Source organism: Cryobacterium algoricola (assembly GCF_004402485.1).
GTDB classification, from domain to species: domain Bacteria; phylum Actinomycetota; class Actinomycetes; order Actinomycetales; family Microbacteriaceae; genus Cryobacterium; species Cryobacterium algoricola.
On the sequence record NZ_SOFG01000004.1, the window covers coordinates 355,685 to 382,673 of the forward strand.

The window sequence follows — 26,989 nt, forward strand, 5'->3', positions numbered from 1 at the left end:
GCGCCAGGGGTTACAGTCCTGGGGCTACAGGTTGACCGGAGACATGTCGGCGTAGCGGTCGCCGACGGGGGCGTCGAGCGCGCCGAGGGTGGCGAGCTGCGCATCCGTGAGGTTCAGGTCCCCCGCTGCGACGTTCTCCTCGAGACGGGCAACCCGCTTGGTGCCGGGGATCGGGGCGATATCGTCGCCCTGGGCCAGCAGCCAGGCGAGCGCCACCTGGGCGGGGGTCGCGTCGAGTTCGGCGGCGACGGCAGCCACCTGTTCGACGATGCGGATGTTGGCGGCCAGGTTCTCCCCCTCGAATCGCGGGTTCGAGCGACGGAAGTCGCTCGCGTCGAGCTGGTCGAGCGACCGGACGGTCCCGGTCAGGAAGCCGCGGCCGAGCGGCGAGTACGGCACGAAGCCGATGCCGAGCTCGCGCAGCAACGGGAGGATCTCCTTCTCGGGTTCGCGGCTCCACAGCGAGTACTCGGTCTGCAGGGCCGTCACGGGGTGCACGGCGTGGGCGCGACGGATCGTCTCGGGTGCCGCCTCCGAGAGCCCGTAGTGGCCGATGACGCCCTCCTCGATGAGCTCGGCCAGGGCGCCGACGGTCTCCTCGATCGGGACGCCCGGGTCCATTCGGTGCTGGTAGTACAGGTCGATTCGGTCGGTGCCGAGCCGGGCCAGCGAGCCCTGAACCGAGAGACGCACGTTCTCCGGGCTGCCGTCCATGCCCCTGCTTCCGTCGCCCCGGTGCAGGAGCGTGCCGAACTTGGTCGCGACGACGACCTGGTCGCGCCGGTCGGCGAGTGCTTTTCCGAGGAGTTCCTCGTTGAGGTACGGGCCGTAAATCTCCGCGGTGTCGAAGAGGGTGACGCCGAGGTCGATCGCGCGGTGGATGGTGCGAATGGACTCCGCCTCGTCCATTCCGGCTCCGGAATAGAAGGCGGACATGCCCATGCAACCGAGTCCAAGCCGGGAGACGATGAGGCCGGTGCTGCCGAGAGTGATGTTCTTCATGCTGGGGAAACCCTTTCCGATTCTGAATAGAGAGAGATTTTGTAGTCGATCGAGTCGAGGCTGCTGCAACCCTAAAACCTCGAGCGCGCTCCACGTCAAGCCGGGATCTTCTTCATCCAGCCGGCGCCCAGGTTCGCGGTCGGTTTCGCGGTGAGTTACGCGGTCAGGGGTGGCGGATGCCGGTTCCGGCGAGGATGGCCCGGTAACCCTCCCGATAGCCCGGGTATTCGAAGGAGAATCCGCTCGCGAGCAGGAGGGCGTTGCTGCAGACCTTGTCGCCGCCGCGCGGCCCGGCCGCGCGACCGGGCGCGGTCACAGTGGCTGCGGGTGTGCCACCGTCGGCGGCGGTGGCGCTCGCGCTCGCGCCGGCACCCGGATCCGGAACTCCCAGTTCGGCGGCGAGGAAGCCGAGCACGTCGCCCCGCGGAACGGGTGCGCTGTCCACGCCGAGGTACAGAGATGCCGGCTCTCCCGCCATCGTCATGAGGTGCACGATGGCCGCGGCCGCGTCGTCCCTGTGGATCCGGTTGGTATGCCTCGCCAGGCCGGAGACGGAGGCCGTCCCGTCCCTGACCTGCCGGATCAGGAGTTCCCTGCCCGGCCCGTAGATTCCGGAGAGGCGCAGCACGACGGCGCGGGGAACCCTCGACCGCAGCAGGTCTTCCGCCTCGAGCAGCACGGCGCCCGTCGCCGACGCCGGCAGCGCCGGCGTGGTCTCGTCGACCAGGCTTCCGTCGTCGACGCCGTACACGGCGGTCGAAGACACGAGCAGGAAGCGGCTCGGGCTCGCGTCCGTCGCGTCGAGGGCGTCGAGCAGGTTGCGCAGCCCGTCGACGTATGAGCTGCGGTAGGCATCCGCCGTCGAGCCGGCCGCGGCGATGGCGACTATGACGATGTCGGTTCCGACGGGGATGACGGGCCGTTCCCTGCTGAGATCGACGGCCTGGCCCTCGATGACGGCGGGAAGCACTCCCGGCGACCGGCGCAGCCCGACGACTCGGTGGCCGAGAGCCGCGAACCGCAGGCCGGCCTCGGTGCCGAGGTCACCGCAGCCCGCGATCAATACCGTCATCCGTGCTCTCCTCGCCGGATCTCGCGCGTGCTCATTCTGAGCGGGTCACTCCGCGCGGCCGCGGCGAACCGGCAGTGAGCCGGTATCCGTCTGAACGGCCGAGTCGGTCTGGTCGTTCGGGTCCGCAGGCACGGCGGGGAGGGGCCTCGCGTGCGGGAGCTTGCTGCCGAGCACCATCGCCACGACGTCGCGGGCGATGTGCTGCGGCGTGAGGCCGACCCGTTCGAGGATCTCGGCGCGGGTGCCGTGGGCCAGGAATTCGTCGGGCAGCCCGAGTTCGGTGACGGCCGTGTCGACGCCGGCCGCGCGCAGGTCCTGGCGGATGCGCGTACCGATTCCCCCGACCCGGATGCCGTCTTCGATGCTCACGACGAGGCGGTGCTCCGCTGCGAGCCCGATGAGGCTCCTGGGCACGGGCACGACCCAGCGCGGGTCGACGACGGTCGCGCCGATCCCCTGGGCGGACAGGCGCCGGGCGACGTCGAGGCCCATCGCGGCCATCGGGCCGACCGTGACGATGAGCACATCCTTCTGGGCCGATTCGAGCAAGACGTCGACGCCGTCGTCCAGGCGGGTCACGGCGTCGAACTCGACGCCGGTGCTGCCCTTCGGGAAGCGCAGCACGGTCGGTCCGTCCTCGACGGCGATCGCCTCGCCGAGCTCCTCACGGAGCCGGGTCGAGTCGCGCGGTGCTGCGAGGCGGATGCCGGGAACGACCTGCAGGATGGCCAGGTCCCAGATGCCGTGGTGGCTCGGCCCGTCGGGGCCCGTGACACCCGCCCGGTCGAGGACGAAGGTCACCCCGGCCTTGTGCAGTGCCACGTCCATCAGGACCTGGTCGAATGCCCGGTTGATGAAGGTCGCGTACAGGGCGACGACGGGGTGCAGCCCGCCGAAGGCGAGGCCGGCCGCGCTCGTCACGGCGTGCTGTTCGGCGATGCCGACGTCGTGCACCCGGTTCGGGAAGCGTTCCGCCATCCGGTGCAGCCCGGTCGGGCGCAGCATGGCCGCCGTGATTCCGACGATCCGCGGGTTCTCGGTGGCGAGGTTCAGGAGTTCGTCGGAGAACACCGAGGTCCACGACGGCGCGCCGGGCGTCTCCGTCGACTCCCCCGTCTCCGGGTCGATCTGGCCGACGGCGTGGAACTGATCTGCGGTGTCCTGCATGGCGGGGTCGTAGCCCTTGCCCTTCTGGGTGATCGTGTGCACGATCACCGGGGCCCCGTAGTTCTTCGCCTGCTGGAGCGCTTCGAGCATCGCCTCCATGTCGTGCCCGTCGACCGGGCCGATGTACTTGATGTCGAGGTTCGAGTAGAGCGCCTCGTTGTTGGAGAAGCGCGCGAGGAAGCCGTGCAGCCCGCCGCGCACGCCGCGGAAGAACGCGCGGGCAGGTGCGCCCATGTTGTCGAAGGCCCTGCGGCTGCTCAGGTATGCCGCGTGGTAGCTGCTGCGGGTGCGCACCGTGTTGAGGAACCTGGCCATGCCGCCGATCGTCGGCGCATAGGAACGGCCGTTGTCGTTGACCACGATGATCAGGCGGCGGGTGTTGTCGTCGCTGATGTTGTTGAGCGCTTCCCAGGTCATGCCGCCGGTGAGCGAGCCGTCTCCGACCACCGCGATCACGTGCCTGTCGCTCTGTCCCGTCATCTCGAACGCACGGGAGATGCCGTCCGCCCAGGACAGCGAGCTCGAGGCGTGCGAGCTCTCCACAATGTCGTGCACCGACTCGGAGCGTTGCGGGTACCCGGCGAGGCCGTCCTGCTGGCGGAGGCCGCTGAAGTCCTGACGGCCGGTCAGGAGCTTGTGCACGTACGTCTGGTGCCCGGTGTCGAACACGATCGCGTCGCGGGGAGATTCGAAGATCCGGTGGATGGCGATGGTCATCTCGACCACGCCGAGGTTCGGACCGAGGTGCCCGCCGGTCTTGGAGACTTCACTGACGAGGAAGCCACGGATTTCGGCCGCGAGCTGCACGAGTTCGTCGAGCGAGAGGCGGTCCAGGTCACGCGGACCCGTGATGGTCTCCAGCAGGCTCATCGGCAACACCTTTCGAGTACGACGTCGCGGGCAGAACGGAGCCGGCGCGTAGCTTCAACAACAGTTGAGTCTACGCGCCGGTCCCGAACTGCAACCCTGAGGGTTATGCGACCAGTGATCGAAGAACGTACTGCAGGATGCCGCCGTTCCGGTAATAGTCGGCCTCACCGGGCGTGTCGATGCGCACGACCGCGTCGAATTCGACGGTGGCCTTGCCGGCGGCCGAGTTCTCGCTCGGGGAGGCGGTCACGTGCACCGTCTTCGGGGTGACGCCGGCGTTGAGCTCCGCCAGGCCCGCGATCGAGACGACCTCTGTGCCGTCAAGGCCCAGGGACGCCCAGCTCTCGCCTGCCGGGAACTGCAACGGCACGACACCCATCCCGATCAGGTTCGAGCGGTGGATCCGCTCGAAGCTCTCGGTGATGACGGCCTTGACTCCGAGGAGGCTGGTTCCCTTGGCCGCCCAGTCCCTCGAGGACCCGGAGCCGTACTCCTTGCCGCCGAAGATCACCAGCGGGATGCCGGCGGCCTGGTAGTTCTGGCTGGCGTCGTAGATGAACGACTGCGGGGCGCCCTCGACGGTGAAGTCGCGGGTGTAGCCGCCCTCGACGTCGTCGAGGAGCTGGTTGCGCAGCCGGATGTTGGCGAAGGTGCCGCGGATCATGACCTCGTGGTTACCCCGGCGCGATCCGTAGGAGTTGAAGTCGCCGCGGGCGACGCCGTGCTCGACGAGGTAGGCGCCGGCGGGGCTGTCCGCCTTGATGTTGCCCGCCGGGCTGATGTGGTCGGTCGTGACCGAGTCACCGAGCTTCGCGAGGACGCGGGCGCCCACGATGTCACTCACCGGAGTGGTCTCGAGGGTCATGCCGTCGAAGTACGGGGGCTTCCGCACGTAGGTCGACTCGCTGTCCCACTCGAAGACCTCGCTGTCGGGCGTCGGCAGGGAACGCCAGCGCTCGTCGCCTTCGAAGACCGCGCCGTATTCCTTGGTGAACATCGCGGTGTCGATCGAACTGTCGATCGTCGACTGCACCTCGGCGGAATCCGGCCAGATGTCCCTGAGGTAGACCGGGTTGCCTTCGGTGTCGTCTCCGAGCGCATCCGTCTCGAAGTCGAAGTTCATCGAACCGGCGAGGGCGTATGCGATCACGAGCGGCGGGCTCGCGAGGTAGTTCATCTTGACGTCGGGGCTGATCCGGCCTTCGAAGTTGCGGTTTCCGGAGAGCACGGCCGTGACGGCGAGGTCGTTCTCGTTGATGGCCGCGGAGACCTCGTCGATCAGCGGGCCGGTGTTGCCGATGCAGACGGTGCAGCCGTAGCCGACCGTGTAGAAACCGAGGGCCTCGAGGTCGCCGGTGAGGCCGGCCTTCTCGTAGTAGTCCGTGACGACCTTGGAGCCGGGCGCGAGGGTCGTCTTGACCCAGGGCTTGCTCGTCAGGCCCTTTTTCACGGCGTTGCGGGCGAGCAGGCCCGCCGCGAGCATGACGCTCGGGTTGGAGGTGTTCGTGCAGGACGTGATCGCGGCGACGGCGACAGCCCCGTGGTCCAGGGTGTAGCTGGCTCCCGCGGCGGTCTCGATCGCGACCGGGGTGGAGATGGTCCTGGGCGGGTGGCTGACGTGGGTGTGCGAGATCGCGTGGGCGCTGTTCTCGTCCTGTGCGGTGAACCCGATCGGGTCGGATGCGGGGAACGTCGCCTCGACTGCGGCATCGACCTGGGACAGGTCCTGGGTCGCGTAGCTCTGCAGGTCGGTCTCGAACTGGTCCTTGGCGCGGCTGAGCTCGACGCGGTCCTGGGGGCGCTTGGGTCCGGCGATCGAGGGCACCACGGTTCCGAGGTCGATCTCGAGGTACTCGCTGAAGACGGGTTCGCGGGCCGGGTCGTGCCAGAGGCCCTGCAGCTTCGCGTATGCCTCGACGAGGGCGACCTGCTCCTCGCTGCGGCCGGTGAGGCGCAGGTAGCCGAGGGTGACGTCGTCGATCGGGAACATTGCGGCGGTCGAGCCGAATTCCGGGCTCATGTTGCCGATGGTCGCCCGGTTGGCGAGGGGGACCTCCGCGACGCCCTCACCGTAGAACTCGACGAACTTGCCGACGACGCCGTGCTTGCGGAGCATCTGCGTGATCGTGAGGACGACATCCGTCGCGGTGACGCCGGTCGGGATGGAGCCGGTGAGCTTGAAGCCGACGACCTTGGGGATGAGCATGGAGACGGGCTGGCCGAGCATGGCCGCCTCTGCCTCGATGCCGCCGACGCCCCAGCCGAGCACGCCGAGGCCGTTGACCATCGTCGTGTGCGAGTCCGTGCCGACGCAGGTGTCCGGGTATGCCTGCAGCACGCCGTTGGCGACGCGGGTCATCGTGACGCGGGCGAGGTATTCGATGTTGACCTGGTGCACGATGCCGGTTCCCGGCGGGACGACCTTGAAGTCGTCGAAGGCGGTCTGGCCCCAGCGGAGGAACTGGTAGCGCTCGCCGTTGCGCTCGTATTCGATCTCGACGTTGCGCTCGAGGGCGTTCTCGCTGCCGAAGAGGTCCGCGATGACCGAGTGGTCGATGACCAGTTCCGCGGGGGCGAGCGGGTTGATCTTGTTCGGGTCGCCGCCGAGTTCGGCGACGGCCTCCCGCATGGTCGCGAGGTCGACGATGCAGGGCACTCCGGTGAAGTCCTGCATGATCACGCGGGCCGGCGTGAACTGGATCTCGGTGTCGGGTTCGCTCGTGGGAACCCAGGCGCCGAGCGCACGGATGTGATCGGCCGTGATGTTGGCGCCGTCTTCGGTGCGGAGGAGGTTCTCCAGCAGCACCTTGAGACTGAACGGCAGCAATTCGTAACCCTGCACCGAGTCCAGGCGAAAGACCTCATAGTCTGTCGCTCCGACGCGGAGGGTGTCCTTGGCTCCAAAACTGTTTAACGCAGACACGATGCCCTCTCCTTTGTGGAAACTGACGGGAATCCGTCCGCAGTCCCCAATCCTGACGAACGGACCAGCGCCAGGCCAGCAAGGGTATCCTAACCGGCGGCGTCACCGAACGATGCCAACGCCAAACTATCTTGACGTAGAGATAACTCTAGCAGGGAGCCGATGCCCGGTCTTCGTCGAGAATGCCCTATTCGCGGTCGAAGACGAGGCCGGTGCGTCGCGCGTACCGGTACATGAGCTCGATGCCCGCCGCTCCGAGGGCTCCGACGCCGATCCCGAAGAGCAGGGGGAGGTCGAGCCGCACGTCGATGACGAAGAACACCCTGCTGAACGGGATCGTGCACGCGAGCACCATGGCGGCGGCCATCCCCGTGACGAGGGCGAGGCGGGGCCCGGTGAGCGGCCGGGCGAGCACGCAGAGGATCCAGAGGGAGACGACGAAGAGGGAGATGGTCGTGACGCTCCGCGCCTCGTGGAGCGGGATCCTGCCGTGGAGGACGATGAAGGTCACGAGTGCGGTCGCGGCGGCGATGGCGCCGGTCGGCACGGCGTAGCGAATGATGCGGCGCAGGACGCCGGGGGTGTAGATCCGCCGGTTGGGCGCGAGCGCGAGCACGAATGCGGGGATGCCGATCGCGAGGCCGGAGACGAGGGTCAACTGCCGCGGCAGGAAGGGGAACGGCAGGGCGAGCAGCGACGTCGTGAGCGCGATCAGGATGCCGTAGACCGTCTTGGAGAGGAACAGGTTGGCGACGCGTTCGACGTTGGCGATGACCCGGCGGCCGAGGCCGAGCACCTCGGGGAGGCGGTCGAAGCGATTGTCGAGCAGGACGAGACGCGACGCTGCCTTCGTCGCCGGCGTCGCGGAACCCATCGCGATGCCGAGGTCGGCATCCTTGATCGCCATCGCGTCGTTGACGCCGTCTCCGGTCATGGCGACCGTGCGCCCCTCTCCCTGCAACAGGGCGACGGCCGTCCGTTTCTGTTCCGGGCTCACGCGTCCGAACAGGCTCGCGGTCGTCAGCGCCGCGGCGAGGGCCTCATCGTCGGCGAGCTCCGCCGCGTTGATGGTCTCACCGCCGACGCCGAGCTGGCGTGCGATCGCCGCGACCGTCACGGGGTTGTCCCCGCTCATCACGATCACGCGCACCCCCTGCGCCGCAAAGTACCGCAGCGTCTCCGCGGCGTGTGGTCGCACGGATTCCCTGAACACGACGAGGCAGACCGGCTCGAGAACGCATTCCTCGGGGTCGACGGCGCCGTCCAGGGCCGCCGTGTCGGCCAGGCGCACGAGTGCGATGGTGCGGCGACCTTCCGCGGCGATGACGGATGCCGCGGCGAGCGATTCGGGGTGCGCCGCGAGCAGCCGCTCGGGAGCGCCGAGAAGCCAGGATGCGGCTGCGCCCGGGCCTGCGAGGGTCAGGCCGCTGAACTTGCGGGCGGAGCTGAACGGAAGCCGAGCGCTCACGACGGCTTGGCCCGGGTCGAAGTGGGAACCGAGCGCCCGCGCGGTGAGGTTGGCGGCATCATCCGTGCCGAAGACGCCGAGCACGAGCCGCGCATCCGCTTCGTGGGCGGCGGACTGCACGACGAGCCGGTCGAACTCGAGCTTGCCGCTTGTCAGGGTTCCGGTCTTGTCGAGGCAGAGCACGTCGACGCGGGCGAGCACCTCGACGGCGGCGAGTTCCTCGATGAGGACCTTGTGCCTGGCGAGCTGAACCGCGGCGAGGCCGAAGGCCAGGCTGATCAGCAGCACGAGCCCTTCGGGAATCATGCCGACGACGCCGGCGACCGAGTCCCGCAGGGCGCTCCGCCACGGCCCGTCGATCCCGGTGAAGAGGGAGTCCAGACCGCCGTATGCCGCGATCCGGCCGATCAGGGTGAGCAGGATCACGGGGCCGAGCAGCCAGGACAGCACGACGAGGATCCGGTTGGTCGCCGCCCGCAACTCGGAGTGCACGAGGGAGTGCCGCCGGATCTCGGCGGTGAGCCGGTTCGCGTACGACGCGGCGCCGACGTGCGTCAGCCGTGCGTACCCGGAGCCGCCCGAGACGTACGAGCCGGACAGGAGCTCGTCCCCGACGACCTTGACGACGGGATCGGACTCCCCGGTCAGCAGGGATTCGTCGGCGACGAGATCGTCGCCCTGGAGGACAACGGCGTCCGCAGGGATCTGGTCACCCGGCCGCAGGATGATCACGTCGTCCTGGACGACGAGTCCGAGCGGGACGATGTGCGCCAGGCCGTCACGCTTGACCGCGACTTCGGGGATGGCCAAGAGAGCGAGGCGGTCGAGCACGACCTTGGCCCGTACCTCCTGCACGATCCCGATGAGCGCGTTGGCGACGACGATGATGTAGAACAGGCCGTCCCGGTAGTCACCGAGCACGGCGACCGCGATGAAGCAGACCGTGAGGATCGCGTTGAACAGGGTGAAGACGTTCTCGCGCAGGATGTCGGCGATGGTGCGCGACGTTGGCTGGCCGGCATCGTTGCCCCTGCCGTCGGCGAGTCGTTCGGCGACCTGGGTAGTGCTCAGCCCGTCGAGCGGGATTGTTTCGCTCATTGCTCGAGGCCGGTCACGCCGCTGCGGCAGTCATGGATCAGTTCCCGGTTCCACCGTCGGCCGGCGGGTTCGGACGGTAGACCGACCGCACCATGAGCCACGACACGATGAGGAGCGGCGCGTACAGCGGGATGCCCATCAGGAGCTTCGTCGCGCCGAGCCAGGCGACGTTCCCCGTGTAGTAGAGGGGCAGTTCCACGGCGAGGCGCAGGAGGAACAGACCGGCCCAGAGGACGGTCAGCAGGGTCAGCACCCGGCGCTTCGACGGGTCGGACCGCCAGTTCACGCCGTCACCGACCAGGAAGCCGACGGCGAGGCCGATGAGCGGCCACCCCACGACGATCGAGATCACGAGAGCTCCGCCGTACGCTCCGTTGATCCAGAAGCCCGAGAGGTAGAAGTCCTCCGGCTTACCGGAGAGCAGGGCGAGCACGGCGCTGATGCCGATGCCGACGAGCCCGCCGACCGCCTGCGTCACCGTCTGCCTGGCCATGATTCGCAGCCCGGCCATCACGACGCCGATCACGATCGGGGCGACGAGGGACGGAATGAGGTCGCGGGTCAGGGTGTACGTCACGAGGAAGACGAGTCCGGGCACCACTGCCTCGACCAGGCCGCGGATGCCGCCCATCGCCGCGAGCAGGGCGTGGCCGCTGATCGGCGCCCCCTCCGCCGCTGGCGAGAAACCGGCACGCCGGGCCGCGGCCGCCATGCTTTCGGCGAACACGGCGTTCGGCGCGGCCACCGCAGGATCCGGCTGCGTCGGGTCCGGCCCGGTCGGGTGCGGGGTCTCCCGCTCGTCGCGGGAGGCTGGGTTGTCCGTCATGTCGGGGCGATCTTCCTGGCGGTCGGGTCAGGCGTCTGCGGGCTCTGCGGGGCCGGCGGGCGTGACCGGCATGCGCAGCGGGATCAGGTCGCGCGGCGGCATCGGTGCGGACCCCCGCACGACGACGATGCTGCGGAAGAGGTCCTCGATCTGGGCGGCGGCGTCCGGGTTGATGGCGCCTTCGCCCGCGATCACGCCGCGGAGGAACCAGCGGGGCCCGTCGACGCCGATGAAGCGGGCGAGCCTGCTGGTTTCGGAGGCGTCCTGGCCGGTCGCGACGGGGATCTCGGCGACGAGCTCCGGTCCGAACGGGCCTTCGCGCAGGGTCGTCGTGCCGCCCTGCTTGCCGATCTGGTCCGCGATCTGGTCGCGGATCTCGTGCCAGAGGCCGCTGGACCGGGGTGCGGCGAACGGCTGCACCTGCAAGGTCGAACCGGCGTAGTCGAGGCCGATGGCCACGACCCGCTTGCTGCCCTCTTCGATCTCGAGGCGCAGGTGCAGGCCCTCACGCGGGAGCACCTTGACGCCGCCGAGGTCGACGTACGGTCGAACCGGGTTCGCCTCGCTCTCGTCGAGGGGTCCCTCTGTCTCGCGGTCCTCTGGCGCCGACTTCGGCAGTGGTTCCGGGAATTGGTCCGCATTCGCGACGTCGGTCACGGGGTGTCTCCTGACATTGGTGAGCCGGCGGGCTGCCGGCCGGTTCCCGTTTCACGCACTCCGGTCGATCCGAAACCGCCCTCGCCGCGCTGGCTGTCCGGCAGCCGGTCGACGGGAATGAAGGCGGCCCGGGAGACGGGGGTGACGATGATCTGGGCAATGCGATCGCCCACGGCGATCGCAAAAGATTCGGTCTGGTCGGTGTTGAGCAGCGACACCTTGATTTCGCCGCGGTAGCCGGCGTCGACGGTACCCGGCGAGTTCACGATCGTGATGCCGTGCTTGGCCGCGAGGCCGCTGCGGGGCACGATGAACGCCGCGTAACCGTCCGGGAGGGCGATCGACACGCCGGTGCCGACCAGGGCACGCTCACCGGGGGCGAGGACCAGCTCATCCGCAGAGTGCAGATCGGCTCCGGCGTCGCCCGGATGCGCGTACCGCGGAACGATGGATGCGGTAATCAACACTTCGACGCTTTCTGCCACGTGTCGAGGGTAGTGCAGAAGTCTGATCGAATAGAGCCATGCCTGAATATCGTGAAAAACTCTGGGCCTCACCAGCCCCATTCCTCGCGACCGCCCTGCTGATACCGGCGAGCATCCTCGTTTTCGCACCGATCTCGATGTTCTGGGGAATCATCGTCGCCATCGTGCTCTACGGCGCCGCTGTCCTCACTCTGCTGCTGACGGCTCCCGTCGTGTCCGTGACGGACGGTGTCTTCACGGCGGGTCGCGCGCGAATAACAACGGAGCTCGTCGGGGAGGCCGTTGCGTTCGAGGCTTCGGAAGCGACGCTCGAGCGCGGGCGCAGGCTCGACGCGCGGGCCTGGTTGTTGATCAGGGGCTGGATCGGCCCCGTCGTTCGGGTACCGATCGAGGATCCCCGGGATCCGGCACCGTACTGGCTCGTCTCGACACGTCACCCAACGACGTTGGCCGCCGCGATCAATGGATCACGACGGCCGGCATCAAGTAACTAAAACGCGCTTTTAGGAGTCGCACTCCAGGCAGACCGGGCCGAGCTTGGTCTCGTGCGACATCTGCGAACGGTGCTTCACGAGGAAGCACTCTACGCAGGTGAATTCATCGGCCTGCGGGGGCAGGACGACGACATCGAGGTCGAGGTCGGACAGATCGGCACCGGGTAAATCGAACCCACCGGGGTTGTCTGAGTCGTCTACATCCACGACGCCAGACATCTTGTCCGGTACGCGCTCCTTGAGGGCCTCAATCGACTCAGAGTCGTCTTCGGACTTTCGGGGTGCGTCGTAATCGGTTGCCATGCCCATCCATTCATTTAATGCCGATTAACGAAATCAGCGGGCACAGTTTGCAACAATCCCGAAGGAATAGCAAACCGCCGCCGCTGATTACTTCGGCTGAGTGGTCAACTTACGGCACGCCCGGCGTATTCCCCGGAATGAGGGGCGTTCCATGACAGTGTTGGCGGATCAGTGATCGCGAGAGGGCTTTCGCCATGCAGGATTTGAAGGTAATCGGAGTAGAGAACGGCGCGCTGCTTGCAGCGAGCGAGGATGGTGACCGTTTTCGGATCCCCATCGACGAGGTTCTCCAGTCCCGGCTTCGCCAGAGCCAGATAGAACACACCCCGAAGACGAAGCTGTCCCCGAGGGACGTGCAGGCGCACATCCGCGCCGGAATGTCGGCAGAGGACGTCGCCGCCGTGACGGGTGCCCCGATCGACTTCGTGCGCCGTTTCGAGGGCCCCGTGGTCGCCGAACGCGAGTACATCGTCTCGTGCGCCCTCGGCGTGCCCGTCCACACCGCGATCGAGCCGGATCCCGGAGAGGGGCCCGCGACGTTCGGCGGAGTGATCCGCGAGCGTCTCGCATCCCTGGGAGCGACGGACGAGCGTTGGGCGAGCTGGAAGGAACCCGGCGCAGGCTGGATCGTCAAGCTCGCCTTCACCGCCGACGATATCGACCACGATGCCCGCTGGTCCTTCGAACCGAAGAAGAACGCCCTCTCCCCGCTGGGCAACGAGGCCATCGCCCTCTCCCAGCAGGGCGAGCTCAAGGGCGCCCTCATCCCCCGTCTCCGTGCGGTCGGTGCGGAGACGAGCCCTGCAGACGTGTCCCGCTTCGACAGCGGCGCGTTCACGTTCAAGGAATCACTCGCGGACGAGCTCATGAACGACACCGCGCCCCAACTGGACCCGATCCCCTATTCCCGATCCGCCGGAACGACGGACGCCGTGTCCAAGGCCGCGATCAAGCGCGCCGCGGAACCGCCCAAGAGCCTGAGCGAGACCGCCGACCTGCTCGAGTCACTGCGTCGCCGCCGCGGTGAGCGTGAAGCCGCCGTACTCGGTTCCGGTGCGCTCACCCCGGAACCGCGGAGCGAAACGCCGGCACCGAGCGGCCCGCGACTCATCGACGACCCGGCGCAGGCATCCGTCGCCGACACCCCGGTCGAGGCGCCGCGCACCGACCCGACCCGCAATGCCTGGGCCTCCCAGGCCGCGACCGGGCAGCCGCGGAACACCGGCAACCTCGGCAAGCGCGGACGTGCATCGATGCCGAGCTGGGACGAGATCGTCTTCGGTGCCCGCACCGACGACGACCTCGCCTGAGCGCCGCGCGCCCTTTCCGCCGTTTCGCGCCAGGCATGCGTGGCGCGAAACGGCTGAACCGCCGCGCGCGGTCCGTGGAGACTCCGCCGGGGACCCCGTCTAGCATTCTGTCGACCCCCTTGTTATAGTTTTATCGAACATACGTTCGATGCGACAGGCGAGGTGGTCAGTGGTCCCGATCGACGCGCAGCACCCTGAACCCGTCAGGGTCACGACGGACAACGCGGGAGAGCCCCGCCGCATCGTCTGGCGCGCGCGACGATTCCGGGTGACGGATACGCCGACGGCTCTCGTCGGTACCGCCGACTGGTGGCGACCCTTCGACCCATACACCTTCGGTGTGGGCCATCCGCCGCTCTGCATCGCCGGCTGGCGGTTCCAGGCGACGTCGGACGACGGCGAAACGCACGTCTTCGACGTGCGGCACGCTGCGGAGGACGACGACTGGGTGCTGCTGCGCACGTTCGACTGACCGGCCGATTCGAGAGTGTCCGCGCTCAGCGTCATACTGGCCGCATGTCCACGCGCGCCTCCCGCTCCGATGTCCTGCGCCTCCGCCTGCTGAGCCACGGGCTATCCGCGACCGCGACGGCGACCGGTGGCCTCGGCGGTCCGCTCGCCGTGGTCGAGCGGATGCTCGCGGTCCAGGCCCAGGATCTCCCCGCGGCCAGCTGGGCGATCGGGGTGCGCTCCCCCGGTACCGTCGCCGCCGACGTCACGGCCGCACTCGATGCCGGCTCGATCGTGCGATCGTATCCGATGCGCGGGACCCTGCACCTGGTCCCGGCAACCGACGTCCGGTGGCTGCTCGACCTCACCGCAGAGAGGGTGCTCTCCTCGCTGGAGACCCGGCAGAGGCAACTCGGGCTCGACGCCACCATCGTGGCCTCGGCCGCTGTGGCCGCCACCGACCTCCTCTCCGGCGGCAGGCACCTCAGCCGCACCCCCTTCCTGGCCGGGCTGCGGTCCGCGGGGATCGACCCGGACGGCCAGCGCGGCTACCACCTGATCGTCTCCCTCGCGCTCGCGGGGCTCGTGGCGTGGGGGCCCCACCAGGACGGCCAGCCGGCCCTCGCCCTGCTCGACGAGTGGGCACCCGTGCAGCGCCGCCTGGATCGCGCTGAGGGACTCGCCGAATTCCTGATGCGCTACCTCGACGGCCACGGCCCGGCCACCCTGCGCGACTTCGTCGCGTGGACCCAGCTCACCGTCTCCGACGCCCGGGTCGCTCTCGCGGAAGCCGGCGACCGGCTGGAGGAGCTCGAGGTGGACGGGGAGTCCCTGCTCCTGCCCGTTGCGACGGAACGCGGGGTCCTCGGATCGAGGCCGGCGCAGCGCTCTCCCGTACTCGCACTGCCCGGCTTCGATGAGTACCTGCTCGGCTACCGCGACCGGTCGTACGTCGTGGCGAACGAGGACTTCCCGCGGGTCGTGCCCGGTCTCAACGGGATCTTCCTGCCGCTCATCGTCGCGGACGGCCGCGTGATCGGGACCTGGCGGAAGGAGACGACACGTACCAGGTCAGCGGGACCGACCGTCGCGGTCGAGGCGGCGCCGTTCAGTACCCTCAGCGCGCGGCGATCCACGGGCTTCGCCAGGGCAATCCGCGACTATTCCCGCTTCACCGGGATTCCCACCACGGTCACGCCCCCGGTTGCTCCCCCCCGGCGGAGCGAGCACGATATCCTGAACGGGTGAGAATATCGGCCCGCGTTCGATCCTCGAGCCGGATTCCGTTGCTCCAGGCTGTGAAGACCTCACTCGCCGTCATGCTCGGCTGGGTACTGTCGCAAGGCCTCCTGCACACAGAGCTCCCGATCTTCGCCGCGATCGCAGCCCTCCTCGTCGTGCAGCCGAACATCAACCAGACCCTCGGCCGGGCGATCGAGCGCAGCCTCGGCGTCGTCGGTGGGGTGCTCGTCGCCTATGGCGTCGGCGTCGCGTTCGGCAAGTCGAGCTGGATCGTCCTGCTCGCGATCGTGTTCTGCATCCTGCTCGCCTGGGCGCTCCGACTGGCCCCGAGCTCGGCGAGCCAGATCCCGATCAGCGCCATGATGGTGCTCTCCATCGGGGCCACGACCCCGGAATACGCCAGGGACCGCATCATCGAGACAATGATCGGCGCCGCGGCCGCCCTGTTCGTGAACGCGCTCATCGTGCCGCCGGTGTTGCTCGCGCCCGCACACGACACGGTCATCCGCCTCGCGCGTGAAGTCGCGGACACCCTCGACCGTATCGTCGACGCCTTGCGATTCCCGCAGACGCAGACCCAGATCGAGGAAATGATGATCAAGGCGCGGCTCTTGCGGCCGATGCTGAACAAGGCGGAAAAGGCGCTCAAATCCGCGGAGGAGAGCCTGACCCTGAATCCACGCCACACCACGAATCGACGCCTGCTCGACGTGGACGAGGAGTTCTACAACCGGCTGACCTCTCTCGTGACCCGGACGATCGGCATGACCAGGTCGCTCAGGGACCACTACGACCATTCGCTGCACCTCGAGCCGACCGTGCTCGCGATCACCGTCGAGCTCAGCCGCTCGGCGCACGACCTGCGACTGCTCGCCGCGGAGGCCGACTATCCCGATCGGGATCACCTGCCGGTCGCGGTCGAACCGCCCGCCCTCACCGAGCCGCTCCTGATCATGACGCCGCATCCGCAGCACTGGATCCTGATCGGTTCGCTCATGGAGGACCTCCGCAGGGTACGCGAGGAGATCAAGGGCGAATAGCCGAAAAAAGGGGCCCCACCGAAGTGGGACCCCTTTCACGAACCGGGAAGACTACGCCTGGTTGAGGACGGCCTGCAGTTCGATGGTGATGGTGACCTTGTCGCCGAGGAGGAAGCCACCGGTCTCAAGTGCCGCGTTGTAGTTGAGGCCGAAGTCGGCGCGGGTGATCTCGGCCTTGGCCGTTGCACCGGCCTTGTAGTTGCCGTACGGGTCGGTGCCGAAGCCGCCGAACTCGAAGTCGAAGGTGACGGGCTTGGTGACGCCCTTGATCGTGAGGTTGCCGTCGACGAGGAACTCGCCCTTGACTTCACGGACACCGGTGGAGACGAAGTCGATCGTCGGGTAGGTCTCGGCCTCGAAGAAGTCGCCGGTACGGAGGTGACCGTCGCGGTTGGCCTCGTTGGTGTTGATCGAAGCGACGTCTGCCGAGGCGGTGACGACGGAGTCGAGGGGGTTCTCGCCGGTGACGAAAGTCGCCGCGAAGCTGTCGAACGTGCCCTTGACCTTGCTGATCATGATGTGGCGGATGCTGAAGCCGACCTCGGAGTGGGTCGGGTCGATGGTCCAGGTTCCGGCCTTGTAGCCCGGGATGGTCGTCGCGGTGGTTTCGGTCATGATGCTCCTCAAGTCTGCGTGACGGATGGATCGCCGCCCTCGGATACATGCAAGCGCATAGAGAGCGGGTTTATTCCGAATCGGAGAGAATCTTCCGAAATACTTTGTCCGGACTACACTCGGCGAGCACAGGGAGGCCGACATGCCACAGCTTCGGGACATCGCGGGCGAAGCCGTCATGCTGCTCGCGGGCGGCCGCTCCATCCTGCTCCAGCTCGCGGATCCGGCGATCGGGCACGGTGTCGCCCACCATAGCGATTTCGAGAACCGGCCCCTCGACCGGCTGGCCGGCACCCTGAGCTACGCATACGCCGTGACCTGCGGCACTCCCGATCAGGCAAGGACCGCGGTCCGGAGGGTGAACCGCGCCCACGTTCCCGTCGTCGGTGCTGCGGCGGGCGGAGCGCCCGCGTACAACGCCTTCACGCCCGAGCTGCAACTCTGGGTCGCTGCGACGCTCTACGACTCGGCGATCGGCATGTACGAGCGGGTGTTCGGAGCGTTCGACGACACCACCGCCGAGTCCCTGTACCGGGAGTACGCGGTGCTCGGCACGGCGCTGCAAGTCCCTGAGGCGCTCTGGCCGCGGGATCGGGCGGCCTTCGCCGTGTACTGGCAGCAGCGGCTCGAGGGGCTGCGCACCGACGAGACCACGCGCGCGGTCGCCAGGCGGCTCCTGCACCCCCGGGGTGGGCCGTTCCTGCTGCGCCTGGCCATGCCCCTCGCCCGCCCGGTCACCGTGGGACTGCTGCCTCCCGCCGTGCGCGACCTGTTCGAGCTGAGCTGGTCCCCTCGACAGCAACGCCGCTTCGATCGGATGCTGCGCATCGTCGTGCGCGTCTACCCGCAGCTCCCGAGGTGGGTGCGGCACTGGCCGCGCGACCACTACCTCGGTTCCCCCGCCAGGTCGGCCGTTCCGGATCGCGTTCGCTGACCTGGCCCGCTGCGCCTGCCGGAGCGATACACTCTCGCAATGAACAGCACGACGGACACCGTTCGCCCCACGACGGCGGGGCACGAAGAGCTCGGCCGTGCCGCGCGGCTGCGGCTGCCGCGCTCGTCGCTCGCCCGATGGGAGGCTCCGGCCGATCGCGCCGATCCGGTCGACCTCCTGTTGGGCCAGGCGCAGACGCGGGACCCGGCCCTGATCCCGCTCCGGCATGCCCGTATGGGCGTTTCGCCGTTCACCTTCTTTCGGGGAACCGCGCTCGTGATGGCCAGGGACCTGGCCGCGCTGCCGGACACGGGTCTCGAAACCCAGCTCTGCGGCGACGCACACCTCTCCAACTTCGGCCTGTTCGCCAGTGAGGACCGCCGTGTCGTCTTCGACGTCAACGATTTCGACGAAACGTGGCGTGGGCCGTTCGAATGGGACGTGAAGCGTCTGGCGACCTCGTTCGTCCTCGCGGCGGCCGACGCCGGCCTGCCTGCCGAGGTCGGCAGGGCCGCCGCCCTGGAGAGCGCGCGCAGCTATCGCAGCACGATCCAGGACTATTCGAGCATGCCGATCATGCGCGTCTGGTACGACCGGATGGAGTCGAGCCACGTCGAGGCCATCATCTCCGCGTCGACGGGGAAGACGGGTCGCCGCGCGGTCAGGGACAGCGTCGCCAAGGCGGAGACCCGCGACACGTGGTCCGTCGTGCGCAAGCTCACCCGTGTTGTGGACGGGCACCGGCAGTTCCTCGACCAGCCGCCCCTGCTGACCAGGATCCCGCTCGCCGGCTCGACGGCCGAGATCGTCGAATCGACCTTCTCCGCCTATCGTGAATCGCTCAACGACAGCCGCAGGCGCCTGCTCGACCGATTCCACATCATCGACTTCGCCCACAAGGTCGTCGGGGTCGGCAGCGTCGGCCTGTATTCCTGGGTCGCCCTGCTCGAGGGCATCGGACCGGACGACGTCCTCGTGCTGCAACTCAAGGAAGCACAGCAATCGGTGATCGAGAGGCCCACCACGGAGCCGGGCTCACCCGGTGGGCCGGCCCATGCCGGTCAGCGCGTCGTGGAGGGGCAGCGCCTGATGCAGGCGTCCGGAGACGTGTTCCTCGGTTGGGCGACGACCCCGCTCGGCGGGCAATACTACGCGCGTCAGCTGCGGGACATGAAATGGTCGCCCGATCCTGCCACCTTCGCCGCGCCAGGGCTCCTCGCATACGCCCGGCTGACCGGCACGACGCTCGCGCGCGCCCACGCCCGCTCCGGCGACCCCGTGCCCATCGCCGCCTACCTGGGCCTGAGCGGTAAGGCCGACCGGGCCTTCGCCGACTTCGCGGTCGCATACGCCCAGCAGGCGACGAACGACTATGCCGGCTTCGTCGGCGCGATCAGGTCAGGGCGCCTCGTCAGCGCCTAGAAGGAACCGACGCCGGGGAGTAACCGTCGCCTAGAAGAAACCGTCCGGCGTTCCCGCTGCCTTGGTGACCTCGTCGGTGCCGATGTGTGCCGCGGTGAGCTTGGCCATCGCCACGCGAAGTCCCGATTCCATCTGGGCCGCCCAGACCTCAGTCTCCCGGCTCGAGGCGTCCGCGACGTCGGCCCGCTTGATCGCGGTCTCCTTCTCGGCGCGTTCGTTCTTGACCTGCTGGATGCTCAGGGTGATTCCGTAGTACGCCGCGACCATCGAGGCGATCGGAGTCGCGAAGACGGCGAGGGCGTTGATGCTCTCGCTCGAGACGCCGACGAGGATCATCACGACGAATGCGAGTCCGAGCATCCCGATCGCGGCCAGCACGACGAGTGCCGTGCGCGACGCTCCGCCGCCGCTGGCCGAGACGGCGGATGCCGGTCTCGGCTGCTTCTCCGGCGGGGCCGAGATCGCCCGGGACCCGGTCTCCGTGCTGACGACCGGGGTCACGGCCGTGTTGTCACCCGTGTTGTACGGTGTGGTGCGGTTGAAGTTCTCTGTCGGAAAATCAGTCATGGTGGTACTCCGTCATCCCTGTGGTTTCGGCACGTATGTGGTTTCGGCGCGTATCTGTGGGTCTGAAGCTGTGGGCATCCGCCCGGTCCGGTTCAGTCGATCCGATTCAGTCGGTCCGGTTCAGCCGGCCTGGCCGGACGTGTCCGGCGGGCCGTTCACCTCGTCCGCTGCGTCGAGGAAGACCCGTTTGTACGAGCGGCCGTCCGGCAGCTCGATGGTCTGGCTGGCCAGCTTACCCCGGCTGACCCGGAGATAGACGGCCTGCACGGTCAGACCGAGCTTCGTCGCGGCCTCGGCGACCGAGTATCCGGGGAGTTCGGTCGGCACCGAACTCGGACGCGCAGACCGCTTGCGGCCGGCCTCGAGCCGGGCGGCGATCTCGGAGTCGGAGCCGCTCCACCGCCACCGGGCCGCCGGTGGCTTCAGCCCGGCCGCCTCCGAGATGGCATCCCAGCCGATCCCCGAGACGAGGGCATCCCGCACCGCGGAGAGGGTCGCCGGGTCGGCGTCGAGTGCGAGTTGCAGCCGGCGGAGGCCGCGCACGCGGTCGAGCGGGTCCGCTGCGGCGTCGAGGGCCGCGAGTGCGTCGAGGGCTGCTCCGGTCTCCGCGGAGAGGAAGCCACCGTGTCTCATCACGCGGTGGTCCCTGCGATGACGAGGACGGCGTGCGGCGCCAGCAGGACGGACCCGTCCTCCTCGCGGGAGAGGAGCGCAGGCCCGTCCGTCCCGAAGTCGAGGAGCACGGCACCGGTCCCTGCGGGCAGGGTCCGGGCATCGGCTGCGAAATTCACGAGGATCTCCGTTGAACCACGGCAGAGGCACAGCCAGGACTCGTCGGCGTCGTAGTCGACGCCGACCCGGTCGAGACGGGGATCGGTGAAGTCCGGCACGGCGCGACGGAGGTCCGCGAGCCGCCGGTAGAGGCCGAGAAGCCTCGCGTGCTCCGGGAGTTCGGATTCATCCCAGTCGAGCCGCGACCTCGTGAACGTCGCCGGGTCCTGCGGGTCGGGCACGACCGCGGGGTCCCAGCCCATCCGGGCGAATTCGCCGATCCGCCCGGTTGCGGTCGCTTCGCCGAGTTCCGGTTCCGGATGCGAGGTGAAGAACTGCCACGGGGTGGTTGCACCCCACTCCTCCCCCATGAAGAGCATCGGGGTGAACGGACCAAGCAGGGTCAGCGTCGCGGCAATGGCGAGCTGGCCGGCGTCGAGCGTGCCGGTCAGGCGGTCGCCGATGGCCCGGTTTCCGATCTGGTCATGGTTCTGGCTGCCGACGACGAGACGCCAGGCCGGCATCCGCTGCCTGTCGATGGGACGACCGTGCGTGCGGCCGCGGAAGCTCGAGAACGTGCCGTCGTGGAAGTACCCGTGCGTCAGGACCTTGGCCAGGGCGCCGAGCGGGGCGAAGTCGGCGTAGTAGCCGGTGGTCTCCCCCGTCAGGGCAACGTGCACGGCATGATGGAAGTCGTCGCTCCACTGGGCGTCGAGGCCGTAGCCGCCCGCTTCCGCCGGAGTGATCAGGCGCGGATCGTTGAGGTCGGACTCGGCGATCAGGGTCAGCGGGTGACCGGTGAATGCGCTGAGCGCGGCGACCTCCCCTGCCATGTCCTCGAGCAGGTGGATGGCCCGGTCGTCACGGAGGGCGTGCACCGCGTCGAGGCGCAATCCGTCGACGTGGTAGTCGTCGAGCCACATCAGCGCGTTCCCGATGATGTGCCGCCTGACCGGGTCCGAGTCCGGGCCGTCGAGGTTCAATGAGGACCCCCAGGTGTTCCCCGCGGACTCGCTGAGGTACGGTCCGAACTCGGGCAGGTAGTTTCCGCTCGGTCCGAGATGGTTGTAGACGACGTCCTGGATCACTCCGATGCCGGCCTGGTGGCAGGCGTCGACGAAGCGCTGGTAGGCGGCGGGTCCGCCATACCCCTCGTGCACGGCGTACCAGAGCACGCCGTCGTAGCCCCAGTTGTGGGTTCCGTTGAAGGCGTTGACCGGCAGGAGCTCGACGAAGTCGACTCCGAGGCTCACGAGGTGGCCGAGGCGTGCCGCCGCGGCATCGAGGGTGCCCTCGGACGTGAAGGTGCCGAGGTGCAGCTCATAGATCGTGCCGCCCGCGAGTTGGCGGCCGGTCCAGGCCGAGTCCTGCCACGCGTGCGCGCCGGGGTCGAACGTGCGGGACAGCGCGTGCACGCCTGCGGGCTGGCGGCGGGAGCGCGGATCGGGGAACGGGCCGGCACCGTCGATCACGAATCCGTAGTCGCGTGGCTCGGCTCCGCCGTCGGGCATTCTCAGGCGCCACCAGCCGTCCTCTGCCCGGTTCATGGACCGGGTGACCGGTTCCTCTGCGGAGCCGGGGACGGTGCTGCGCAGGAACAGGTCGACCGCCTGCGCGTACGGCGCCCAGACCTCGAAATCCCAGTCCTCGACATCCCGGTCCTCGTGAGCGGGCTCTGATGTGTTCATCGGCCGGTCTCCCCCGTGCTGATCGGTGCTGCGGTTCCCCGGTCGTCATCCGGAACGAGGAGGGCGACCGGATAGCGGCGCAGCAGGTCACGCAGGAAGAGGGTCCCTCCGGGGAACCGTTCCCCGGTCAGGACGTCGGTCACCGGGATGCCGGCGAGCACGACCGTCGTGTCCCGCCAGCCGCCGTCGGCGGCGAGACCGAGCGGGAGCCGGGTGGCGACCGTGACGGCGTCGCCGCGGTCGAAGGCCAGCAGGTGTCCGGCGGCGGCGCCGAAGGCCGCAACGGGGGCGTGGCGGAAGAACCGTTCCGGGGCGTCGCGGCGCTGGCGCAGGGCGCGACTCGTGACGAGCAGCTTAGCGGCGCCGGTCTCGTCGACGGGCGGCAGCCATCCGTCGTCGAGTCGGGCGAGGATGTCCCGTCTGACGGTGTAGTCGACGGGTCGCCGGTTGTCCGGGTCGACGAGGGAGGTCTCCCAGAGCTCGCTGCCCTGGTAGACGTCCGGCGCTCCCGGCATGGTGAGCTGCACGAGCTTGGCCGAGAGGGAGTTGCTCCAGCCGGCCTGCTGCACCCGTGCGACGAAGCCCGCGAGGGCCGCCGTGACGGTCGGGTCGTCGAATACCGCGGCGACCAGGGCCTCGAGCTTCGCCTCGAAGGCGGCGTCCGGGGCGTTCCAGGTCGTTGACGTTCCCGATTCGCGGGCCGCCTTGAGCGCATAGGCGCCGAGCCGTTCGCGACTGGCCGGCCACGACCCCACGACCGCCTGCCAGAGCAGGTTCTCGAGGGGTCCGTCGTCGAGCGAGACGTTCGCGCGGAGCGTGTCGAGGGTCGCCTCCCACTCCGCCGGGACCTCGGCGATGACGGAGATGCGGGCGCGGACGTCCTCTCCCCGTTTCGTGTCGTGCGTGGAGAGCGTCGTCATCGAGTCGGGGAAGGTCGCCGCCCTGGCCTGCTGGCGCGCGTGGAAGGTGTCGGCATCGATCGAGAACTCCGAGGGGTCTGCCCCGACCTCGTTGAGCGAGGTGAGCCTGCTGTAGCGGTAGTAGGCGGTGTCCTCGACGCCCTTGGCCATCACCATGCCGGAGGTCTGCTGGAAGCGGACGGCTGCGGGATTCGCCGGGTCGGCCAGCACGGACAGCAGCGTGCCGATCGTTCCGGCCAGGTCCGGCCTGCGGGCGGACGCGCGACGCGCGGCCTCGTCGAGCAACTCGAAGCCGAGCGGAAGATACGAACGGTACACCGGCATAGCGGTGAGCAGCTCTGCGAGGGCGTCGACCGCCTCCGGCCCGGGAACCTCGGGGATGAGCCGGGCGATCCGGCGCACTTCCGAGCCCAGGATTCCGTCGGCGATGCCGCGCTTGCGCTCGGAGACGAGCTCGGCCCAGGACTGCGGACGGCCGTGGTCCCCCGGCGCTGGGGAGTCGTCCTGCAGGCGCTTTTCGAGCGCGTCGAGGGCGGGCCGGCCCTCCGGGTCGACGAAGATCCGGTCGACGTCGGCGAGGGCGTCGTAGCCCGTCGTGCCCCGCGTCGACCAGCTCGTCGGCAGCGTCTCGTCGCCCTCGAGGATCTTCTCGACGAGCACGTAGGTTCCGTCGGTGGCGTCCCGAAGCCGGTCGAGGTAGCCGCCCGGGTCGGCGAGGCCGTCCGGGTGGTCGACCCGGATGCCCTGAACGAGACCGTCCCGCACCCAGTGCACGATCTCGCGATGCGACTCCTCGAAGACCCAGGGGACCTCCACGCGGATGCCGGCGAGGCTGTTCACGGCGAAGAACCGCCGGTAGTTGAGCTCGTGGTCTGCGCGCCGCCAGTTGACCAGGCTGTAGTGCTGCCGGGAATACACGGTCCTGGCGTCCGCACCGTCTTCGGCTGTTCCGGGACGGATCGGGAACCGGTGGTCGTAGTAGCGCAGTTCGCCGCCGACAATGGCGAGCCGGTCGAGCTCGCTGCCCTCTCCCGGTGTGTCGTCGCCGAGGGCCGGCAGCAGGATCTTTCCGTCTCCGGCCGCCCAGTCCACGTCGAACGCCTCCGCGTAGCGGGACACCTGCCCGAATCGGAGCAGGTCCCACCACCAGTCGTTGCGGTGCGGGTCGTCGACGCCCATGTGGTTGGGCACGATGTCCACGAGGATGCCGCGCCCGGCATCCGCCACCGCGGCCGCGAGCCGGCGGAGCCCCTCCGGCCCGCCCCGAGCGGGGTCGATGGCGGCGTGGTCGACGACGTCGTAGCCGTGGTCCGAGCCGTCGGCGGAGGTGAGGAGCGGCGAGAGGTAGATCCAGTCGGCGCCGAGGCCGACGACGTAGTCGAGGATGCCCGCCGCGGCGTCGAGGTCGAATGCCGCCGTGATCTGCAGCCGGTAGGTCGAGTGCGGGATCCTCATGGCTCGACCACGTGGTCCGGGTTGAGCGCGAGCGCGGTCGGCGTTCCGGCCAGGCCGGCGAGGGAGGCGGCGACGGAATGGTCCGGCGCGACTTCGGGAGCCGTGTACGCGCGCAGCACGACCACGGACCGGGACTTGACGGTCTGGATGGCGCCGGCAGGGCGTGGGATCGCGTCGGCGCCCTCGCCGGCCGTGTCGACCACGATCTCCCACTGCGGAGCGTAGATCGCCGGGGGCAACCGGAACTCGACGTCGTCGGCATCCGTGTTGAAGCAGACCAGGAAGTTGACGTCGACGACGGGCTGGCCGCGGGAGTCGCGCTCACGGATGCCGTCACCGTTGAGGTACATGGCGACCGTGCCGGCCCGGCCCTCGTCCCAGTCCTCCGTGCGCATCTCCTCGCCGTCGCTGTTCAGCCAGACGATGTCGCTCAGGGTGTCGCCGTCGACGGCGAGGGCGTTGGGGTGCCCGTCGAAGAAGCGGCTGCGGCGGAAGGTCGGGTGGTCCTTGCGCAGCCGGGAGATCGCCGCGGTGAATTCGATGAGCGGCTGGTCCGCCGTGTCCCAGTGGATCCAGCTGAGTTCGGAGTCCTGGGCGTAGGTGTTGTTGTTGCCCTGCTGGGTGCGGCCGAGCTCGTCGCCGTGCAGGAGCATCGGCACGCCCTGGGACAGGAGCAGGGTGGTCAGGAAGTTGCGGTGCTGCCTGGCGCGCAGGGCGAGGACCTCCGCGTCGTCCGTCGGCCCCTCTGCGCCGGAATTCCAGGAGCGGTTGTGGGACTCGCCGTCGTTGTTGCCCTCACCGTTGGCGTCGTTGTGCTTCTCGTTGTAGGAGACCAGGTCGGAGAGGGTGAAGCCGTCGTGCGCGGTGACGAAGTTGATCGAGGCCACCGGGCGCCTGCCGGAGTGCTCGTAGAGATCGGCGGAGCCCGTGATCCGCGAGGCGAACTCTCCGAGCGTCGATGGCTCACCCCGCCAGAAGTCGCGGACGGTGTCCCGATACTTCCCGTTCCATTCCGTCCACTGGGCCGGGAAGTTCCCGACCTGATAGCCGCCGGGGCCGACATCCCACGGCTCGGCGATGAGCTTCACCTGCGAGACGATCGGATCCTGCTGGACGAGTTCGAAGAAGGTGGAGAGCTTGTCGACGTCGTAGAGGTCACGGGCGAGGGCCGAGGCGAGGTCGAACCGGAAGCCGTCGACGTGCATCTCGATGGCCCAGTACCTCAGCGAGTCCATGATGAGCTGGAGGACGTGGGGGTGACGCACGTTGAGGGTGTTCCCCGTGCCCGTGTAGTCCATGTAATACCGCTTGTCGTCGTCCATCAGTCGGTAGTAGGCCTCGTTGTCGATGCCCTTGAACGAGATTGTCGGGCCGAGGTGGTTGCCCTCCGCGGTGTGGTTGTAGACGACGTCGAGGATGACCTCGATGCCGGCGTCGTGCAGGCTGCGCACCATTCCCTTGAACTCCTGCACCTGCTGGCCGCGATCGCCCGTCGAGGAGTACGCATTGTGCGGGGCGAAGAAGCCGATGGTGTTGTAGCCCCAGTAGTTGCGGAGCCCTTTCTCTTCGAGCGTGCCGTCGTTGACGAACTGGTGCACCGGCATCAGTTCGATGGCGGTGACTCCGAGTTTCTGGAGGTGGTCGATGACCGCGGGGTGCGCGACCCCCGCGTAGGTGCCGCGTTGGGACTCGGGCACGAGTTCCATGAGCTCGGTCAGGCCCTTCACGTGCGCCTCATAGATGAAGGATTCGCTGTACGGGGTGCGCGGCGGGCGGTCGCCGAGCCAGTCGAAGAACGGGTTGACGACGACGCCGAGCATCATGTGCGGGGCGGAGTCGTCGTCGTTCCGGGAATCCGGGTCGCCGAAGTTGTACGAGAACAGCGACGGGTCCCAGTCGATCGTTCCCGCGGTGGCCTTGGCGTACGGGTCGAGCAGGAGCTTGTTCTCGTTCAGGCGGTGACCCTCAGCGGGGTTGGAGTCCCCGTGCACCCGGTAACCGTACCGCTGCCCCGGCTGCACGAGCGGGAGGTAGCAGTGCCAGATGAACGCACTCGACTCGATCACCTCGACGCGGGTCTCGACGCCGTCGTCGTCGAAGAGACACAGCTCGACGCGTTGTGCCGCCTCGCTGAAGATGGCGAAGTTCGTTCCGGTTCCGTCGAACGTCGCGCCGAGTGGGTAAGCGGTGCCTGGCCAGGTTTCCAAGGG

Annotated in this window: 22 protein-coding genes; 7 read left to right on the forward strand and 15 right to left on the reverse strand. The window is 68.6% G+C overall.

Annotated elements, in window-relative coordinates; all coding sequences use genetic code 11:
• Nucleotides 1-24: 24 nt before the first annotated feature.
• The 8 genes from E3O44_RS02115 to dut form a co-directional block, all read right to left on the reverse strand.
• Nucleotides 25-1,002: an aldo/keto reductase gene (locus E3O44_RS02115; protein WP_134532052.1), complete on the reverse strand. Its 978-nt coding sequence runs from the start codon at nt 1,000-1,002 to the stop codon at nt 25-27.
• 163 nt (nt 1,003-1,165) lie between these two features.
• Nucleotides 1,166-2,074 (reverse strand): NAD-dependent epimerase/dehydratase family protein, encoded by a 909-nt coding sequence (locus E3O44_RS02120; RefSeq protein WP_134532054.1) that lies wholly within the window; start codon nt 2,072-2,074, stop codon nt 1,166-1,168.
• A 45-nt stretch (nt 2,075-2,119) separates the two neighbouring features.
• Nucleotides 2,120-4,111: a 1-deoxy-D-xylulose-5-phosphate synthase gene (gene dxs, locus E3O44_RS02125; RefSeq protein WP_134532056.1), complete on the reverse strand. Its 1,992-nt coding sequence runs from the start codon at nt 4,109-4,111 to the stop codon at nt 2,120-2,122.
• Between the two features lie 103 nt (nt 4,112-4,214).
• Entirely contained in the window at nt 4,215-7,034 is a 2,820-nt protein-coding gene (gene acnA / locus E3O44_RS02130; RefSeq protein ID WP_134532058.1) for an aconitate hydratase AcnA, read from the reverse strand.
• Between the two features lie 187 nt (nt 7,035-7,221).
• The gene (locus tag E3O44_RS02135) at nt 7,222-9,600 is read right to left on the reverse strand and encodes an HAD-IC family P-type ATPase (RefSeq protein ID WP_134532060.1); all 2,379 of its coding nucleotides are present in this window, start codon (nt 9,598-9,600) and stop codon (nt 7,222-7,224) included.
• Between the two features lie 37 nt (nt 9,601-9,637).
• A complete protein-coding gene (locus E3O44_RS02140) occupies nt 9,638-10,426 on the reverse strand; it encodes a DUF3159 domain-containing protein (protein ID WP_134532062.1) in 789 nt (262 codons plus the stop codon).
• Between the two features lie 27 nt (nt 10,427-10,453).
• Nucleotides 10,454-11,083: a DUF3710 domain-containing protein gene (locus E3O44_RS02145; protein WP_134532064.1), complete on the reverse strand. Its 630-nt coding sequence runs from the start codon at nt 11,081-11,083 to the stop codon at nt 10,454-10,456.
• Entirely contained in the window at nt 11,080-11,568 is a 489-nt protein-coding gene (gene dut, locus E3O44_RS02150) for a dUTP diphosphatase (protein WP_241975954.1), read from the reverse strand. The genes E3O44_RS02145 and dut overlap by 4 nt, the downstream gene beginning before the upstream one ends.
• 38 nt (nt 11,569-11,606) lie before the next feature.
• Here dut and E3O44_RS02155 point away from each other — a divergent pair, with 38 nt between their 5' ends.
• A complete protein-coding gene (locus tag E3O44_RS02155; RefSeq protein WP_134532068.1) occupies nt 11,607-12,062 on the forward strand; it encodes a DUF3093 domain-containing protein in 456 nt (151 codons plus the stop codon).
• Between the two features lie 9 nt (nt 12,063-12,071).
• Here E3O44_RS02155 and E3O44_RS02160 read toward each other — a convergent pair whose 3' ends face one another.
• Complete coding sequence (locus tag E3O44_RS02160) at nt 12,072-12,365, reverse strand: DUF4193 domain-containing protein (RefSeq protein WP_134447980.1); 294 nt, start codon at nt 12,363-12,365, stop codon at nt 12,072-12,074.
• Between the two features lie 194 nt (nt 12,366-12,559).
• On the opposite strand from E3O44_RS02160, the gene sepH reads away from it, so the two are divergent.
• The 4 genes from sepH (at nt 12,560) to E3O44_RS02180 (ending at nt 16,407) form a co-directional block, all read left to right on the forward strand.
• Nucleotides 12,560-13,675, forward strand: a complete 1,116-nt coding sequence (sepH, locus tag E3O44_RS02165; RefSeq protein WP_134532069.1) for a septation protein SepH — start codon at nt 12,560-12,562, stop codon at nt 13,673-13,675.
• A gap of 169 nt (nt 13,676-13,844) precedes the next feature.
• Entirely contained in the window at nt 13,845-14,147 is a 303-nt protein-coding gene (locus E3O44_RS02170; protein ID WP_241975956.1) for a hypothetical protein, read from the forward strand.
• Between the two features lie 44 nt (nt 14,148-14,191).
• Complete coding sequence (locus E3O44_RS02175) at nt 14,192-15,373, forward strand: winged helix DNA-binding domain-containing protein (RefSeq protein ID WP_134532072.1); 1,182 nt, start codon at nt 14,192-14,194, stop codon at nt 15,371-15,373.
• 50 nt (nt 15,374-15,423) lie between these two features.
• Complete coding sequence (locus tag E3O44_RS02180; RefSeq protein ID WP_241975958.1) at nt 15,424-16,407, forward strand: FUSC family protein; 984 nt, start codon at nt 15,424-15,426, stop codon at nt 16,405-16,407.
• A 51-nt stretch (nt 16,408-16,458) separates the two neighbouring features.
• Here the strand turns inward: E3O44_RS02180 and E3O44_RS02185 are convergent, their stop codons facing one another.
• A complete protein-coding gene (locus E3O44_RS02185; protein WP_134532076.1) occupies nt 16,459-17,022 on the reverse strand; it encodes a YceI family protein in 564 nt (187 codons plus the stop codon).
• Between the two features lie 142 nt (nt 17,023-17,164).
• Here E3O44_RS02185 and E3O44_RS02190 point away from each other — a divergent pair, with 142 nt between their 5' ends.
• Both E3O44_RS02190 and E3O44_RS02195 read left to right on the forward strand, forming a co-directional pair.
• Nucleotides 17,165-17,956, forward strand: coding sequence for an oxygenase MpaB family protein (locus E3O44_RS02190; protein ID WP_134532078.1), 792 nt, complete (start codon nt 17,165-17,167; stop codon nt 17,954-17,956).
• Between the two features lie 39 nt (nt 17,957-17,995).
• Nucleotides 17,996-19,378, forward strand: a complete 1,383-nt coding sequence (locus tag E3O44_RS02195; protein ID WP_134532080.1) for a DUF2252 domain-containing protein — start codon at nt 17,996-17,998, stop codon at nt 19,376-19,378.
• Between the two features lie 30 nt (nt 19,379-19,408).
• On the opposite strand, the gene E3O44_RS02200 is transcribed toward E3O44_RS02195, so the two are convergent.
• The 5 genes from E3O44_RS02200 to glgX all read right to left on the reverse strand — a co-directional run bounded on the left by E3O44_RS02200 (nt 19,409) and on the right by glgX (nt 26,986).
• Entirely contained in the window at nt 19,409-19,945 is a 537-nt protein-coding gene (locus tag E3O44_RS02200; protein ID WP_134532082.1) for a hypothetical protein, read from the reverse strand.
• Between the two features lie 120 nt (nt 19,946-20,065).
• Nucleotides 20,066-20,581 (reverse strand): hypothetical protein, encoded by a 516-nt coding sequence (locus E3O44_RS02205; RefSeq protein ID WP_134532084.1) that lies wholly within the window; start codon nt 20,579-20,581, stop codon nt 20,066-20,068.
• Nucleotides 20,578-22,404: a malto-oligosyltrehalose trehalohydrolase gene (gene treZ / locus E3O44_RS02210; RefSeq protein ID WP_134532085.1), complete on the reverse strand. Its 1,827-nt coding sequence runs from the start codon at nt 22,402-22,404 to the stop codon at nt 20,578-20,580. The genes E3O44_RS02205 and treZ overlap by 4 nt, the downstream gene beginning before the upstream one ends.
• Complete coding sequence (treY, locus tag E3O44_RS02215; protein WP_134532087.1) at nt 22,401-24,779, reverse strand: malto-oligosyltrehalose synthase; 2,379 nt, start codon at nt 24,777-24,779, stop codon at nt 22,401-22,403. Before treY ends, treZ begins: the two co-directional genes overlap by 4 nt.
• The gene (gene glgX / locus E3O44_RS02220; RefSeq protein ID WP_134532089.1) at nt 24,776-26,986 is read right to left on the reverse strand and encodes a glycogen debranching protein GlgX; all 2,211 of its coding nucleotides are present in this window, start codon (nt 26,984-26,986) and stop codon (nt 24,776-24,778) included. Before glgX ends, treY begins: the two co-directional genes overlap by 4 nt.
• Nucleotides 26,987-26,989 lie beyond the last annotated feature (3 nt).